Below are 15,290 nucleotides of genomic sequence, written 5' to 3'. Positions count from 1 at the left end.
CCAGCCTAGGGCCCACCCATGACGACATCCGCCGCCCCCGCCGCCCGCCGACCGCCCTCGCTGTGGCCCACGCTCAAAGGCATTGGCGCCTTCGCCATGCCGTACTTCAAGTCCGAGGAAAAATGGCGCGCGCGCGGCCTGCTGCTGGCCGTGGTGCTGCTCAACCTCGGCACGGTCTACATGCTGGTGCAGATCAACGAGTGGTACCGCGTCTTCTACGACGCCCTGCAGGCCAAGGACCAGCCCGTGTTCTGGCAGCAGATCGGGCGCTTCGGCTGGCTGGCGCTGATCTACATCGTGCTCGCGGTCTACAAGTTCTACCTCACGCAGATCCTGCAGCTGCGCTGGCGCGTCTGGCTCACCGACCACTACATGGGCCGCTGGCTGGCGAACAAGGCCTTCTACCGCATGGAGCTGGCGCGCTTCACCGCCGACGAGCACGGCAACCCCGACAACCCGGACCAGCGCATCCAGGAAGACCTCAACCTCTTCACCAGCTACACCGTCACGCTGTCCATGGGCATGTTCAACGCCCTCATCACCCTGGTGAGCTTCGTCGGCATCCTCTGGACACTCAGCGGCTCCATCAACGTCCCGCTGCCCGGCTTCCTGGGCGGCGGCGAACTGGAAATCGTAGGCTACATGGTGTGGGCCGCCGTGCTGTACTGCGTGGTAGGCAGCGCCATCGCGCACTGGATCGGCCGGCCGCAGGTGCGGCTGAACTTCCAGCAGCAGATGCTGGAAGCCAACTTCCGCCACCACATGGTGCGCGTGCGCGAGTACAGCGAATCCATCGCACTCGACGGCGGCGAGCAGGTGGAGCGCCGCCACCTGGATGTGCGCTTCCGCGACGTGATGGGCAACTACTTCGCCCTCATCCGCAACCAGAAACAGCTCACCTGGTTCAGCAGCTTCTTCTCTCAGGCCGCCATCATCTTTCCCATGATCGTCGCCGCGCCGCGCTATTTCAGCGGCGCCATCCAGCTCGGCCAGCTGATGCAGATCAACTCCGCCTTCGGCCGCGTGCAGGACTCGCTGTCCTGGCTGGTCGATAACTACATGGCCCTGGCGGTCTGGAAAGCCACCACCGACCGCCTGGTGGGCTTCGAGGCCAGCCTGTCGCACCAGTCGCAGACGCGCGACGACCTTTCGCTCAACGAGTCGGCCGACGGCATCCACGCGCAAGACCTCACCGTGGCCCTGCCCGGCGGCAGCACGCTGCTCGCCGGCGTGGACCTGGACGTGAAGCCCGGTGACACCGTGCTGCTGCACGGCCCCTCGGGCAGCGGCAAGTCCAGCCTGTTCCGCGCCCTCGCCGGCATCTGGCCGCACGCGCTGGGCCGCGTGGGCCTGCCCAAGGACACCATGTTCATCCCGCAGCGGCCCTACTTCCCCGACGGCCGCCTGCGCGACGCCCTGGCCTACCCTGACCCGGCGGAGAACTACACCGACGAAGCCCTGCGCGATGCCCTGAACGAGGCCCTGCTGCCGGCGCTGACCGACCAGCTCGACCGCGAAGACGCCTGGAGCCAGAAACTCTCGGGCGGCGAACGGCAGCGCCTGGCGATCGCGCGCGTGATGCTCAAGAAACCGGCCTGGGTGCTGGCCGACGAAGCCACCAGCGCGCTCGACGAAGAAGCCGAAGCGACCATCTACCAGCGCCTGGTGGAACGGGTGAAGCAGGCGCACGGCGCCATCGTCTCCATCGCCCACCGCTCCACCCTGGCCGCGCACCACCGGCAGCGCTGGGCGCTGCGGGCCAACGAGCAGGCGGCGGCGGGCGGGGCGCGTTACCGGCTGGACGTGTCTTCCGACTGAACGCCGCTGGCCTCCTGCGCGGGCTCAACGTTCGCGCAGGCTCTCGCTGGTGTGCTGCAGCAACGGCGCCAGGAAGTACTCGATCACCCGGCGCTGCCCGGTCTTGACCTCCACCGTCACCGCCATGCCCGGCGAGAGGCTCACCTCGGTGCCATCCACCATCAGCGTGGTCTTGGCCATGCGCACCCGGCTGGAGTAGATCAGCCCGCGCTTCTCGTCGTTGATGGCATCGTGCGAGACCGAGGACACCTCGGCATCCAGCGTGCCGTACTTGGTGTACTGGAAGGTCTCGATCTTCACCTCGGCCTCCTGCCCGGCCTTCACGAAGCCGATGTCCTTGTTCTCGAAGAAGGCCTCCACCTCCAGCGGGTTGTCGCTGGGCACGATCACCATCAGCGGCTGCGCCTCCGTCACCACGCCGCCTTCGGTGTGCACCACGAGCTGCTGCACCGTGCCGTCCACCGGCGAAGTCAGGCGCATGAGGCGGCCGCGCGAATCCGCCTTCTTCCACTCCTGGCCCAACGCGTCCAGGCGCTGCTGGGCTTCGGTGGTGCTGTCCAGCGTGGCGCGGCGGGTTTCGGCCATCAAGGCCTGGCGCTGCCCTTGCACTTCGCGCAGCGTGGCCTCGATCTCGCTCAGCCGGCTGCGCTGGTTGGCCAGATCCGCCTCCTGTTCAATGCGCTCCTGCTCCCGCTCCAGGTACTCGACCATGCCGCATGGAGGTCAGATACTTTTTGAGCGGCCGTGCGCATGGGCGAGCCAATAGCATCGGCCTTTGCTTGATAGTGCACCGACCACTTGTCCATGACCGCCGCCATGCCCGTATTACCCTGCGCAATAGCTCCATCTCTGAAGGTCCGCGCCCATGAACTGGCATCCTCATAGGCTGTTCGCGTTGCTTCGACAACTTGTTGCAGCTTCGTCTCAGCAGGGGTTATTTCTGACAACCATTGGTCATGGAGCTTTTGGTACGCAGCGGATAGGCCTGACAAATAGGCACCCGACACCAAGCCTGCCGCCTCCGAGAATGTAGCAATGTTAAGTGTGTCGCTCATGGTTGAACTCCGGCTGCGTGTTGAAAGAACCACTGAATGATTTTAATAATGCCTGCCGCAAACATGGCGCAAAGGCCTGTCACAGCAGCAATCACGATCCACAAGCCGAACCGCGAGGATTCGAGCAAGTACAAAAGAGCGAATCCTCGACTCATCGGAACATCAGGCGTTGATGTAGGAAACTTGATTGCAAAGAATAGAAACGTCAGTCCACCGACAAGCAGTGCACCAGTGATCAACATCAGCGCATGTTTTGCATTTTTAATCTGAGGCGACTTGTGTCTTGTTAAATAGACAATAGTGAGAGTCCACACGGGAAGCAACAACCAGTTGATCGAAAGATAGCTGTACACGTTGGCAGAATGATCAGACCTTGATGACAACGTGGCTACCGCAGGTAGCATCGAATGCACATTCAAGAAATCCAATAAAGATGCAAGCGATTGAACAAGCGTTTCGGGTAAAAAAAGAACCACTAAACCCAGAATCGGATGCCATGCCCAAGGCAAGCTTTTTGATAGAAAGGGTTTTTTGCCTTTGGATGTCAAGGATTTGTTCATGCGACTCACATTCAAAAAGAATAATCTCGTGCAATGCGATTGGCAAAGCCCGTGGTCGACCTCGCACCAAATTGATCAAACAAAGCAAGGTGTTCAGTTGTATCGCGCGCCATGGCCTGGCGCAGGCTGTGCACGTTGCCCAGCCCCTGCATGTCGGGCAGCGCCGCAATGGCCGCACTCACCTCCACGGGGTCCACCTCCCGGTGGTGCACCGCGTCGGTGGCAAACCACACGTCGTGCATCGCACCGCTGCTGCCGTCGCTTCGCGTGAAGCTGCCCAGCTGCCGGTGCTGGTTGCCCTGCGCATCCGTGGTGGTGCTGGTGGTGTGGCCCACACCCAGGCTGCTCACGCCCGCATCACCCAGACCGATGAGTTCGCCGTCATCGGTGATGCCGTTGCCATTCGCGTCCTTCCACAGCCGCAAGCTGCTCCAGGCGCTGTCCAGCGCGTTGACCTTCCCGTCGTTGTTGCTGTCCAGCGCGCCCAGCGCGGCAAAGCCGTGGGCCGCGTCCACGCCCGGGCTCAGCTCGGTCTGGTTGCCAAAGAGTTCGGCACCACCGTCGATGCGGCCGTTGCCGTTCAAGTCCCGCACCAGCAGGGCGTCACCCGCGCCCACCCAGCCGCTTTGCTCGGCCAGGCCGTTGCCGTCGTGGTCGAAGTACGCGCCTTCGCCCACCCCTCGCGTGGACACCACGCCATTGCCGTCCAGGTCCAGGATCAGCGGGCTGCTGTACCTTGCTTCACCGAAGAGGCGGCGGGTTTGGGTAATCGAAGTCTTAGAAATTGAATCGACTGCTTTTTGTCGTTCAATTTCGGCACTATAGGCTTTCATTGTGGTTGCTGCTATTTCCCATGGTTGGCCACCATTACCCACGCCATTGAAAAGTGCCTCAAGAGCATCCAAAGAAGCCACTGGATTTTTGTGGTATGCAGCAAATGCCACGGCACTAAAAACGGCAAAGCCGACCAATGCGCTAGGAGCGGCTGTCACGCCAAGTGCGCCACCTAGTATTCCATAGGAAACGAGACCCACTTCTATTGCAGTAGTGGCACGCCATACATCATGAAATGATGCTTGACCATCATGAATCTTATATGCAAGCTCAAATACCTCCTCTGTTGCGAGAGCAGTTGTAGCGGCTAATCCTCCAATGGCAGCGCCGACAGGTCCACCCATGAATTTACCAGCTTGCTTGTAAATAAAATTAACAGCAAAATTTGGAATTGACATGATTTTCCTTAACCAAAAATCCAAAGAAACACTAAATAAGCTGCACTAAGCAACATAATTCTCGTAACGTAGTACATGACTTGCCAATCAGAGTACGAGGCTGAAAAACGGAAGGCTCCAAGCCGCGCCCTATTAGGTCGCTCAAATGCAAAAGCAAAGTACTTTTCCGTATAGAACACCATCCACATCAAAACACACAAAACGCTAACTGCGCCAAACAATAGTGACAGAATAAAAAGAAATACCTTCAAATCTGGAATTGACATAAGTATTTTCTCAACCAATTTTTCAAAAAATCACCAACAAACTCGCACTTAACAATAACATTTTTGTTGATGATTAGATACGACCAACGTCCACTGCTCGTGCACCATAGCTCTGGCCGCAACAACTAATTCGTCAAGCGCACTTACTGTCGATTTCAAATAAGGTCGCGCTTTTACGGCAACCCCTCCGGCAACATCCCACGCACCAAGCTCATTCCATTTATTCATGTCTTTTCTCCTTGAAAATATTTAAACAATGCAAGTACGCTACAAAATATCCATGCAAGGCACCATGCCGGGATTGCACCGGCCACAAGCCATCCACCGGTCGCCAATGCGATTCTTGAACTATTTAAAGGAAGAAGATTGAAGTCGTACCCGGGATTAAAAAAATAGAAAAAACCACCAAGCCAGCAACAACGAAAACAAGAATCAACTTTCCAACCATATCTTTGCTCGATCGAATATTCCACAATCGCTCAAACCACAGCTCTTCATTTTTACTCATCAATTCTTTATACGTATAAAAGAAGTGCAGTGAGAGCAACAAAAATGCTATCGTCATATAAATCGCAGTAGTGGCTGGAAATTGCGATCTAGATGCATAGGCCAAAATTGGAGGGAATATCGCTCCAAGCGCGCTCGTAAACAATAGTTGCCATTCAACCGCTCTCTTAACGTGAGAAGGCCAATACCACGCGAGACCTGCAAGCAAGCCAATTGGGAATGCCACCAAAGGTTTGATTAAAAAAATATGGGAGTGAGATTTTTTTGTCCTTTTTTACCCATTGATTTTTAGTGAATAGCCTTAGCATCGCGCGCCATGGCCTGGCGCAGGCTGTGCACGTTGCCCAGCCCCTGCATGTCGGGCAGCGCCGCTATGGCCGTGTTCACCGCCACCGGGTCCACCTCCCGGTGGTGCACCGCATCGGTGGCGAACCACACGTCGTGCATCGCACCGCTGCTGCCGTCGCTGCGCGTGAAGCTGCCCAGCTGCCGGTGCTGGTTGCCTTGCGCATCGGTCTGGGTGCTGGTGGTGTGGGCAACCCCCAGGCTGCTCACGCCTGCATCACCCAGGCCGATGAGTTCTCCGTCGTCGGTGATGCCGTTGCCGTTCGCGTCCTTCCACAGCCGCAGGCTGCTCCAGGCGCTGTCCTGCGCATTCACCTTCCCGTCTCCGTTGCTGTCCAGCGCCCCCAGCGCGGCAAAGCCGTGCGCCGCGTCCACGCCCGGGCTCAGCTCGGTCTGGTTGCCAAAGAGTTCGGCACCACCGTCGATGCGGCCGTTGCCGTTCAAGTCCCGCACCAGCAGCGCATCGCCTGCGCCCACCCAGCCGCTTTGCTCGGCCAGGCCGTTGCCGTCGTGGTCGAAGTACGCGCCTTCGCCCACCCCTCGCGTGGACACCACGCCATTGCCGTCCAGGTCCAGGATCAGCGGGCTGCTGTAGCGGGCTTCACCGAAGAGGCGGCGGGTTTGGGTGATGGTGGATGAGTTGAAGGAGTTATTGATTAATGGATCGGAATGGGTCCAATCGTATATTCTCCCACCGATATGCAACTCATTAATCGCATCGATCACTGCACCAGCGCCTATCCCCGTAGTTGCGCCAGCCGCCCATGTTAACGCCTCCCATTTCCAAATATTCCCAGAAATTGCAAGACCCAATCGTACAGCAGGCAAAATTGTCCGAACATGCACAGCCACCAATCCTCCAACGGCCATTTCTGCTGCAAGCTTTGACGCAGCAGCACCAACTTCAACAGCACCATTCGCGCTTGCAAGATCCTCAAGTGCATTAGTCACGTTCGAGAGCTCTTCGAATCGTCGAGTCCATTCAATTACACTTCTGAGAATGCTCATTTCAATTCACCTTAAAAATTAAACAGCAGAAAAAAAGCCAAATACGCAAGAACCCTGAAAAATTTTGAGATTGAATTATTTGAAAAAGGAAGCAACACCAAACAAAACCACATCAAAAATACAATAAGAGGAGAGAATAGCAGCAAGACAGCCGCCTTATCTTTAAAAACAAATTCTCTTAGGAAAATGAAATTGCTATCCAATAACAAAGACCCAAAACCTGCAATAACCACAATGCAAACAAAAATAAATGACCATCGATCCCAAAAATAGGATTCGCTGCGAAAAAAAACTCCCACACTGCTTTTGCCATCTATCATTTAATTTCCAATTAACAAAGAAAAGATAAAACCAAGACAACAGGTCCAACTAAATTTATAACCACCTACTCGCATCGCGCGCCATGGCCTGGCGCAGGCTGTGCACGTTGCCCAGCCCCTGCATGTCGGGCAGCGCCGCAATGGCCGTGTTCACCGCCACCGGGTCCACCTCCCGGTGGTGCACCGCATCGGTGGCGAACCACACGTCGTGCATCGCACCGCTGCTGCCGTCGCTGCGCGTGAAGCTGCCCAGCTGCCGGTGCTGGCTGCCCTGCGCATCGGTCTGGGTGCTGGTGGTGTGGGCAACCCCCAGGCTGCTCACCCCCGCATCGCCCAGGCCGATGAGTTCTCCTTCATCGGTGATGCCGTTGCCGTTCGCGTCCTTCCACAGCCGCAGGCTGCTCCAGGCGCTGTCCTGCGCATTCACCTACCCGTCTCCGTTGCTGTCCAGCGCCCCCAGCGCGGCAAAGCCGTGCGCCGCGTCCACGCCTGGGCTCAGCTCGGTCTGGTTGCCAAAGAGTTCGGCGCCGCCGTCGATGCGACCGTTGCCGTTCAAGTCCCGCACCAACAGCGCATCGCCCGCGCCCACCCAGCCGCTTTGCTCGGCCACGCCGTGACTATCCCGTCGCCTCGACAAACAGTCGCGTAGATGTCTGCCAGTGCAGATGCTGGCGAAGTGCATTGACTTCATGTGTCCTCCCTCCCTCCCTCTCTGGTCAGCCCTTCTGCTGTGGACTGCCGGTGTGTTTTGCGATGCCCGGTTTTTTAGTTCAAAAGTTCCAATTTGTCTATTTGGGGAATGCGCTCTCCCCGTCTCGCCCGAAGTTGCACTAGCGGCGGCTAGGCGCCCACTTCGTGTCCCACATACCCGGCCCACCCCTTCGCGCGCAACTCACACGCCGGGCACCCGCCACACCCGTACCCCCAGGGCTGGCGGTGTTCGCGGTCGCCGAGGTAGCAGGTGTGGGTGTGTTCGACGATCAGGTCCACCAGGGCGTTGCCGCCGCCCACCAGCAGCGCGTTTTCGCCCAGCTCGTGGGCCAAGCGCCAGGTGGCGGCCTTGTCGATCCACATCAGCGGGGTGTCGATCAGGAAGCGGTGGTCCATGCCGAGCGAGAGCGCGACCTGCAGCGCCTTCATGGTGTCGTCGCGGCAGTCGGGGTAACCCGAGAAGTCGGTTTCGCACACGCCGGTGACGATGACCTGGATGCCACGCCGGTAGGCCAGGGCGGCGGCCAGCGTGAGGAACAGCAGGTTGCGCCCGGGCACGAAGGTGTTGGGCAGGCCGTTCTCTTCCATGCGGAAGGCCATGTCGCGCGTGAGCGAGGTTTCGCTGACCTTGCCGAGCACGCCGAGGTCGAGCACATGGTCTTCACCGAGCCGCAGCGACCACGCGGGGAAACGCTGGCGCAGTTCGCGCAGCACGTTGAGGCGCGCGGTCATTTCCACGCTGTGGCGCTGGCCGTAATCGAAACCGATGGTTTCCACGCGCGGGTAGCGCGAGAGCGCGTGCGCCAGGCAGGTGGTGGAGTCTTGTCCACCGGAGAACAGCACGAGCGCGCTGGTGTGGTGGGGGGTGGAGGCGGGGGCGGTGGTCATGGGCGTCATCGTAGCTTGCGACAACGCCATGCAAGACCCGGGCCTTGCGCTCTAGGTCAGGCGTTCTGACCGGGGGCTGGCGTGGTCGCGGCTGGTGGCCAGCATGCGGATGAGCGCGCGGTTGGCGTGCTCCAGGCTGATGTCGTGGCGCTGGCACACCGCCGGCAGGCGGTGCAGCTGGGCGGGTTCGCCCAGGGCGCGCGCCACGTCGAGCAGCGGGTGGTAGGGGCCGTCGTGGCGCAGCACGGCGTCGAACACCCGGCCCGACAGGGGCAGTCGGTTGAGCAGTTCGCCCAGCGGCTGGTGCAGCAGGCGGTCGAGTTGCGAGAGCAAGGCGGTGGTGTAGACCTCGCCGCGCAGGTTGTCTTCGGAGCCGGTGGCCAGCAGGTGCTGGGCCAGACGCGAGCGCATCACCATGGCGTAGCGCACGGGGTGCAGGTCGCGGTCGGCTTCGCTGCTGGGCAGTTGCTCGGCCAGCCAGCGGCCCAGCTCGCGAAAGCCCAGCATCATCAAGGCGTGGCGCAGCGAGCCGATTTCGTGGCGCCCGCCGAAGGCGGCGGAGTTGACCATCAGCAGGATGCGGTAGACCAGCACCGGGTCTTGCCGCACCAGGCGCTCCAGGTGTTCGATGGAGCAGTCTTCGTCGCCGATGGCCATGAGGATCTGCTTGACCACGGCACCGTCGTAGTTCAGCGGCTGGTGGCGGTGCGCGTGCAGCACGTCGCTGTCGGGCCAGCCGAGCACGCCCCAGGCGCCGGCGTCGTCCAGGCACTGGCGCGCCAGGGTTTGCGTGGTGACGCCTTCGACCAGTTGGCCGATCAGACCGGCCGGCACGGATTCGGCGCCGAGTTTGAGCAGGTTGCGCGCATCGGCCGGGGCCAGGCCCTCGCCGCGCACGGCGGCCAGGTCGGTGCGGCGCAGCAGCCGGTGCCCGCGCCGGGCCCCGGCCGTGAGGCGGGCCAGGGTCTCGGGCTGTTCGAACAGGGCGGCGGGCACTTCGAGCCAGGTGTTCTGCACGGGCGCGCAGGCCAGCGCCTGCTGCAGCAGCCGAGGGCTGTCCACGCTGAGGATGAGCACCGGCGCGCTGGCGGGCCAGTCGTCGCCCAGGGCCTGCATGAGGTGGGCCGCGTCGACGGATTCGGGGTGCACGGCGCGCACGCCCATGCGCACGGCGGCGAGTTCGCGCGCGCGGTTCCACACGGGCTCGTAGCCCAGTGCGATGCTGTCCAACACGGTGTGGCTGATGATCATGAGAAGAGGGGAACGCAGGTCAATTGATCACCTGGAAGAGCGACAGGCGCTGCACCTGTGCGTAGGTCTTGATGGCGGCCTCCAGGCCGAGCTGCTGGGTCTGCAGGTCGGACAGGCCCTTGATCGGGTCAAGTTCGACCAGGCGGGCGTTCTCGGTCTTGAGGGCAATCGAGCCGTCTTCCATCTGGGAGTTGAGCGAGTCGGCGCGGTTGAGCCATTCACCGGCCCGGCCTCGGGCGGCGAGCACGCGGTCGTGCCCGGCGTCCACCTCGGTCATGGCGCGCGCCATGGCCTGGGCGTGGTACGCGCTTTCGTTGGGGCCGTTGTAGCGCAGCGCGTCCACGGCGTTCTGCACGACCGAGAAGATGTCGGTGGTGGTGGTCACGGGCCGCAGTTCCACGCGGTCGCCGGCGGCGGGTTTGCCGCGCAGCTCCAGCGACATGCCGTCGAATTCGATGGTCTTGTTGGCCACGTAGGGCTGGCCGACATGGCCGGGCACCGGCGTGCCGGTGGTGGCGTTGGTCACGGTGTACTGCATCACGCCGCCGACCTCGGCGAAGGTGATGTCGTAGTCGTCGCCGGTGAGCGCGGCGGCGTTGGTGACGTTGCCCATGGTGGTGCTCACGTTGCCGGCGTTGCTGGTGGGCACGCCGAGCGTGAAGGTGCCATTGCCCTGGGGCACGCGCATCCAGATGGCGTCGCCGTCGAGCGCCTGCGGCAGCGAGCTGTTGCCGGCGGCGGCCTGGCCGCGCTGGCCGTCGAACTGCACGCCGCTGCCGCTGGGGCCGTAAAGGTCCACGAAGGGCGTGGAAGAACCGCCCAGGCCGCCATAGAGGGTGCGGCCGGCGTTGTCCTTGCGGTTGGCCACGGCGATGAGCTGCTCGCGCAGGCCTTCGAGCTGTTTGGCCACGTCTTCGCGTTCGGCGTCGGTGAAGGTGGCGTTGCCGGCGGTCACCAGCAGGTCGCGCACGCGCTGGATCAGGTCGCCCGATTCCTTCAGGCCGCTCTCGGCCTGTTGCAGGCTGGCGCGCGAGGCTTCCAGCGCGCGCATGTCGGCGGTGGTGCGGGCCAGGCGGTTGGCGGCGGTTTCGGCCAGCGTGGCGGCCACCGGGTCGTCGCTGGCCTTCTGCACGCGCAGGCCGGTGGACACGCGCTCCTGCTGCGCGGCCAGTTCGGCCTGGCGGCGGGTCAGGATGGCGATGGTGTTGTCGTAGCTGTGGGCGGTGGAGATTCGCATGAATTTTCCTCAATCTTTCCGAAGCTCGAGATCGAGCCGAGCGCCATCCAGAGGCATCGAGGGTCCGGCTCCGCCGGCCCAAGATGCCGTCCCCCCTCCAAGCGCCGAAGGCGCGCCAGGGAGGGGGGAAGCCGCGCAGCGGCGCAGGGGGGTGTTCATATCTAGCGACCCACGGTCTGCAACAGGCTGTCGAAGGTGCTCTGGGCGATCTGGAGGAATTTCGCCGAGGCCTGGTAGGCCTGCTGGTACTGCAGCAGGCGCGCGGCTTCTTCGTCGAGGTTGACGCCGGCCACGTTGGCGCGCGCGGTCTCGGCGGTGTTGGCGACGTTGGCCGAGAAGTCCGCGGCGAACTTGGCGCCCTGCACGCGCGTGCCGATGTCGGAGAACAGGCTGACGTAGCCATCGGAGAGCGGCACGCCACCGTAGGTGGGCAGGTCGCGCAGGCCCAGCATGCCGGCGCCGTTGCCCGCGTTCTGCGAGATCGCGCCAGCGGGCGCGGCGCCGATGCTGAAGGTATCGCCCGCGCCCGGGCTGCCGCGCATGGTGAGGCTCCAGCCGTTGAGGGTGATGGACTGGCCCGGCTTGAAGTTGTAGCTCGGCGGCGGGCCGGGGTTGTCGGGCGGCGGGTTGCCCGGGCCCAGGCCGGTGGCGGTGAAGCTGCCGTCGGCCAGGAAGGTGATGGTGACCGGGTCGGTGAGGTTGGGCGAGGCCGACGAGGCGTACAGGCTCTCCACGCTCAGGCCGCCAGAGTTGCCGGTGCCGGGCGTGACCATGACCGGGCTGGCCGCGGCCAGCTTGTCGGGCGAGCCGATCGCCACCTGCAGGTCGCGCGCGGCGGCGGCGTAGGGGCGCACCAGGAAGCGGTCGCCCGGCGAGCCGGCGCCGTTGTCGAGGTTGAAGGTGAGGCCATCGACCACGGCGGGCAGGGACGTCACGGGGGTGGAGGTGCCGTCGGACAGGCGCACCACGCTCATGCCGCCGGTCTCGAAACGCAGTTCGTAGTCGGAGGCGACGAGCGCGGTCGGGTCGGCCACGCTGGCGCTGATTTCGGCGGTGCCGTTGTTCCCCGGCCGGGGCAGGCCCACGGCCCCAGCGGGCTGGTTGAAGAAGTTCTGACCCGGGTTGCCCTGCAGGTCCACGCCCAGCTTGTGCTGGTTGTTCACCGTGGTGGCCGTGGCCAGGGCCATGCGGCCCAGCAGGTTCTGCACGTCGACCAGGTCTTCGTTCATGAAGCGCATCAGGCCGGCGAGTTCGCCGCCACCCAGGCTGGCGTCCGGGATCGGGGTGCTCACGCCGCCCTGCACGAACGAGAGCGCCACGCGCGCGCTGTCGGTGCTGTCCTGCCCCACGGCCAGCGCGTTGGCGCGCGTGCCCAGCACCAGCGGCTGGCTGCCGGCGATGAACACGCTCACGCTGCCGTCGGCCGCGGGCACGCTGGTGGTCTGCACGTACTTGTTGATGTCGCCCAGGATCTTGTCGCGCTGGTCGAGCAGGTCGTTGGGTGTGTGGCCGTTGCCCTGGCTCTCGGTGATGCGCGCGTTGACCTTGGCCAGGTCCTGCGCCAGGCCGTTGATGATGTTGACCGCGCCACCGACCTGCTGCTTGGTGGTGTGCTGCAGCGAGTCGATCTGGCTGGCGGTGTTGCGCAGGCGCGAGGCGAGTTCTTCGCCCTTGGCGATCACGACCACGCGCGCGGTCAGGTTGCCGGGCGAGGATGAGACGTCGGTCCAGGCGTTGAGCATGTCGTTGAGCGCCGTGCCCAGGCCCGCCGAGCCGGTGGGAAAGGCGCTTTCCAGCTGCTGCAGGCGCGCATAGCGCAGCGCATCGGCGGAGGCCACGGAGCCGGCCTTCTGCGCTTCGCGCGTGAGGTACTGGTTGTGCGAGCGTTCGACGGTGGCGATCTCCACGCCCATGCCGAAGTAGCCGTTGCCCATCTGCTGGTAGCCCGACGACTGCTGGATCACGTTCTGGCGCGAATAGCCGGGCGTGTTGACGTTGGCGATGTTGTTGCCGATGACCTGCAGGGCCGCGAGGTTGGCATTGAGCGCGCGGGCGCCGATGTTGAGGGCGGACATGGCGTGCTCTCTTTCAGCCCTGCGCCCGCTGCAGGCTCAGGGTGGAGTTGATCGCGCGGCTGAGTTTGGCCGCGTACTGGGGGTCGGTGGCGTAGCCGGCCTTCTGCAGGCCGCTGGCAAAGCCTTGCACGGAATGCAGCTGGTCCATCACGCCTTCGTAGCGTGGGCTGTTGCCGATGAGGCGCGCGTAGTCGCGGAACGAATCGGCGTAGGAGTCGTAGGCGCGGAACTTGGCCGTCACCTTGCGCGGCTCGCCGTTGATGTACTCGGTGGTCGTGATCTCGGCGACCTTGCCCTTCCAGCTGTCCGTGGCCTTGATGCCGAACAGGTTGTGCGAGGGCGTGCCGTCGGCATGCTTGATCTCGCTGCGGCCCCAGCCGGTCTCGTGGCCGGCCTGGCCGATCATGAAGCTGGCGGGAATGCCGGACTCGCGCGCCACGGTGGCCGCGGCCTCGCTGTGCTGCTCCACGAAACCGGCCTGGCGCGGGCCCGCGTTCGCGCGGCCCACGGTGCTGGTGTCGCCGGTGGCGGAGAGGGCGCCGCTGCCGCCACCCCGGGTGGCGTCGGTGTTGGTCATCTGGCGGCCGAGCTGGCGCTCGATGGCTTCGGACAGCCCGCCGGGCAGGCCCGAGAGCTGCACCGAGAACTGCTGGTCGAGCAGGTCCATACCCAGGTTGCTGCCCTCGCCGTCCATCAGGCCGGACTTCTGCGTCGCCTCGCGCATGCTCTTGATGAGTTCGCGCATGAAGAGCGATTCGAACTGCTTGGCCGCTTCTTTCAGCGCGGCCTTGTCATCGCCCTTGCCCGAGCCATAGCGCAGCGCGTTGAGCGCTGTCGGGTCGGCGGCCAGGCCGCTGGGCGTGAGCGGACGCGTGTTCACTTAGATGACCTCCAGCTCCGCGTTCATCGCGCCGGACGCCTTGATCGCCTGGAGGATGGCGAGCAGGTCCTGCGGCGTGGCGCCGAGCGAGTTCAGGGCGCGCACCACGTCGGAGAGTTGCGGCGCGGTGTCGATCTTGACGAGCGAACCCTTGTCCTGGCGGATCTGGATGTCGGCCTTCTCGGTCACCACGGTCTGCCCGCCCACGGACAGCGGGTTGGGCTGGCTGATCACCGGGGTGGAGCTGATGCTCACCGAGAGGTTGCCGTGCGAGACGGCGCAGGCGCCGAGCGTGACGGCCTGGTTCATCACGATGGAGCCGGTGCGCGAATTGATGATGACGCGCGCCATGGGGATGGTGGCGTCCAGGCGGATGTCTTCCACCTTGGCCAGGAAGCTCACGCGCTGGCTCGGGTCGGCCGGCGCGCGCAGGCGCACCACGCGGCCGTCCATGGCACTGGCCACGCCGGCACCCATCACCTTGTTGATGGCGTCGGTCACGCGGCTGGCGGTCTGGAAGTCGTTGGAGTTCAGGCCCAGGTCGATGGTGTCGCCCAGGGCGAAGGGTGTGGCCACCGCGCGCTCCACCTGCGCGCCACCGGGCACGCGGCCCGCGCTCAGGTGGTTGACCTGCACCTTGCTGCCGCCGGCCGAGGCGCCCGCGCCGCCGACCAGCAGGTTGCCTTGCGCGAGCGCGTAGATCTCGCCGTCGGCGCCCTTGAGCGGTGTGGTGATGAGCGTGCCGCCGCGCAGCGACTTGGCGTTGCCGACCGAGGACACGGTCACGTCGATGGCCTGGCCGGGCTGGGCGAAGGCGGGCAGTTGCGCGGTGACCATCACGGCCGCCACGTTCTTCAACTGCATGTTCGTGCCCGGCGGCAACGAGAGGCCCAGCTGCTGCAGGTAGTTGTTCAGGCTCTGCGTGGTGTAGGGCATCTGCGTGGTCTGGTCACCGGTGCCGTCCAGCCCCACCACCAGGCCATAGCCGGTCAGCTGGTTGCTGCGCACGCCTTGCACCGCCGCGATCTCCTTGATGCGGATCGCCTGGGCGGCGGCGGGCAGGCAGAGCAGCACGCCACACAACAGCATCAAGTTTCGGAACAGTCGGTCGATAGTCATGTCATGGTTCCCACGGAG

Annotated in this window: 14 protein-coding genes and 1 pseudogene; 1 reads left to right on the top strand and 14 read right to left on the bottom strand. The window is 63.4% G+C overall.

Features of this window, described 5'->3' with window-relative positions:
• Positions 1-18: 18 nt before the first annotated feature.
• Complete coding sequence (locus AC1Q9M_RS05985) at positions 19-1,818, top strand: ABC transporter ATP-binding protein/permease (protein ID WP_492432893.1); 1,800 nt, start codon at positions 19-21, stop codon at positions 1,816-1,818.
• A gap of 24 nt (positions 1,819-1,842) precedes the next feature.
• On the opposite strand, the gene AC1Q9M_RS05980 is transcribed toward AC1Q9M_RS05985, so the two are convergent.
• The 14 genes and pseudogenes from AC1Q9M_RS05980 to AC1Q9M_RS05915 all read right to left on the bottom strand — a co-directional run bounded on the left by AC1Q9M_RS05980 (position 1,843) and on the right by AC1Q9M_RS05915 (position 15,272).
• Positions 1,843-2,529 carry an HlyD family type I secretion periplasmic adaptor subunit gene (locus AC1Q9M_RS05980; RefSeq protein ID WP_492432891.1) on the bottom strand — a complete coding sequence of 229 codons (687 nt, stop codon included), beginning with the start codon at positions 2,527-2,529 and terminating at the stop codon, positions 1,843-1,845.
• Positions 2,454-2,873 carry a hypothetical protein gene (locus AC1Q9M_RS05975; protein ID WP_492432889.1) on the bottom strand — a complete coding sequence of 140 codons (420 nt, stop codon included), beginning with the start codon at positions 2,871-2,873 and terminating at the stop codon, positions 2,454-2,456. The genes AC1Q9M_RS05980 and AC1Q9M_RS05975 overlap by 76 nt, the downstream gene beginning before the upstream one ends.
• Positions 2,870-3,433: a hypothetical protein gene (locus AC1Q9M_RS05970; RefSeq protein WP_492432887.1), complete on the bottom strand. Its 564-nt coding sequence runs from the start codon at positions 3,431-3,433 to the stop codon at positions 2,870-2,872. Before AC1Q9M_RS05970 ends, AC1Q9M_RS05975 begins: the two co-directional genes overlap by 4 nt.
• Positions 3,434-3,444: 11 nt before the next feature.
• Entirely contained in the window at positions 3,445-4,665 is a 1,221-nt protein-coding gene (locus AC1Q9M_RS05965) for an SPM autocatalytic domain-containing protein (RefSeq protein ID WP_492432885.1), read from the bottom strand.
• Positions 4,666-4,979: 314 nt separating this feature from the next.
• On the bottom strand, positions 4,980-5,159 hold the full coding sequence (locus tag AC1Q9M_RS05960) for a hypothetical protein (RefSeq protein WP_492432883.1): 180 nt from the start codon (positions 5,157-5,159) through the stop codon (positions 4,980-4,982).
• A gap of 124 nt (positions 5,160-5,283) precedes the next feature.
• Positions 5,284-5,664 (bottom strand): hypothetical protein, encoded by a 381-nt coding sequence (locus AC1Q9M_RS05955; RefSeq protein WP_492432881.1) that lies wholly within the window; start codon positions 5,662-5,664, stop codon positions 5,284-5,286.
• Between the two features lie 62 nt (positions 5,665-5,726).
• Entirely contained in the window at positions 5,727-6,653 is a 927-nt protein-coding gene (locus AC1Q9M_RS05950) for an SPM autocatalytic domain-containing protein (protein ID WP_492433396.1), read from the bottom strand.
• Positions 6,654-7,166: 513 nt separating this feature from the next.
• Positions 7,167-7,793, bottom strand: a pseudogene (locus AC1Q9M_RS05945) (SPM autocatalytic domain-containing protein).
• A gap of 158 nt (positions 7,794-7,951) precedes the next feature.
• Complete coding sequence (gene queC / locus AC1Q9M_RS05940) at positions 7,952-8,740, bottom strand: 7-cyano-7-deazaguanine synthase QueC (protein ID WP_492432879.1); 789 nt, start codon at positions 8,738-8,740, stop codon at positions 7,952-7,954.
• A 21-nt stretch (positions 8,741-8,761) separates the two neighbouring features.
• Positions 8,762-9,961, bottom strand: a complete 1,200-nt coding sequence (locus AC1Q9M_RS05935; protein ID WP_382161675.1) for an HDOD domain-containing protein — start codon at positions 9,959-9,961, stop codon at positions 8,762-8,764.
• A gap of 19 nt (positions 9,962-9,980) precedes the next feature.
• Positions 9,981-11,198: a flagellar hook-associated protein FlgL gene (gene flgL / locus AC1Q9M_RS05930; RefSeq protein ID WP_382327388.1), complete on the bottom strand. Its 1,218-nt coding sequence runs from the start codon at positions 11,196-11,198 to the stop codon at positions 9,981-9,983.
• A 161-nt stretch (positions 11,199-11,359) separates the two neighbouring features.
• Positions 11,360-13,273 (bottom strand): flagellar hook-associated protein FlgK, encoded by a 1,914-nt coding sequence (gene flgK, locus AC1Q9M_RS05925; RefSeq protein WP_382161680.1) that lies wholly within the window; start codon positions 13,271-13,273, stop codon positions 11,360-11,362.
• A gap of 13 nt (positions 13,274-13,286) precedes the next feature.
• Positions 13,287-14,153 (bottom strand): flagellar assembly peptidoglycan hydrolase FlgJ, encoded by an 867-nt coding sequence (flgJ, locus tag AC1Q9M_RS05920; protein ID WP_444688479.1) that lies wholly within the window; start codon positions 14,151-14,153, stop codon positions 13,287-13,289.
• Positions 14,154-15,272 (bottom strand): flagellar basal body P-ring protein FlgI, encoded by a 1,119-nt coding sequence (locus tag AC1Q9M_RS05915; protein WP_382161686.1) that lies wholly within the window; start codon positions 15,270-15,272, stop codon positions 14,154-14,156. It lies immediately after the preceding gene.
• Positions 15,273-15,290 lie beyond the last annotated feature (18 nt).

The organism is Hydrogenophaga sp. GW823-FHT04C09 (assembly GCF_058796355.1).
Note: the sequence above shows the minus strand (reverse complement) of the source record. Positions and strands in the feature narration are given on the sequence as shown.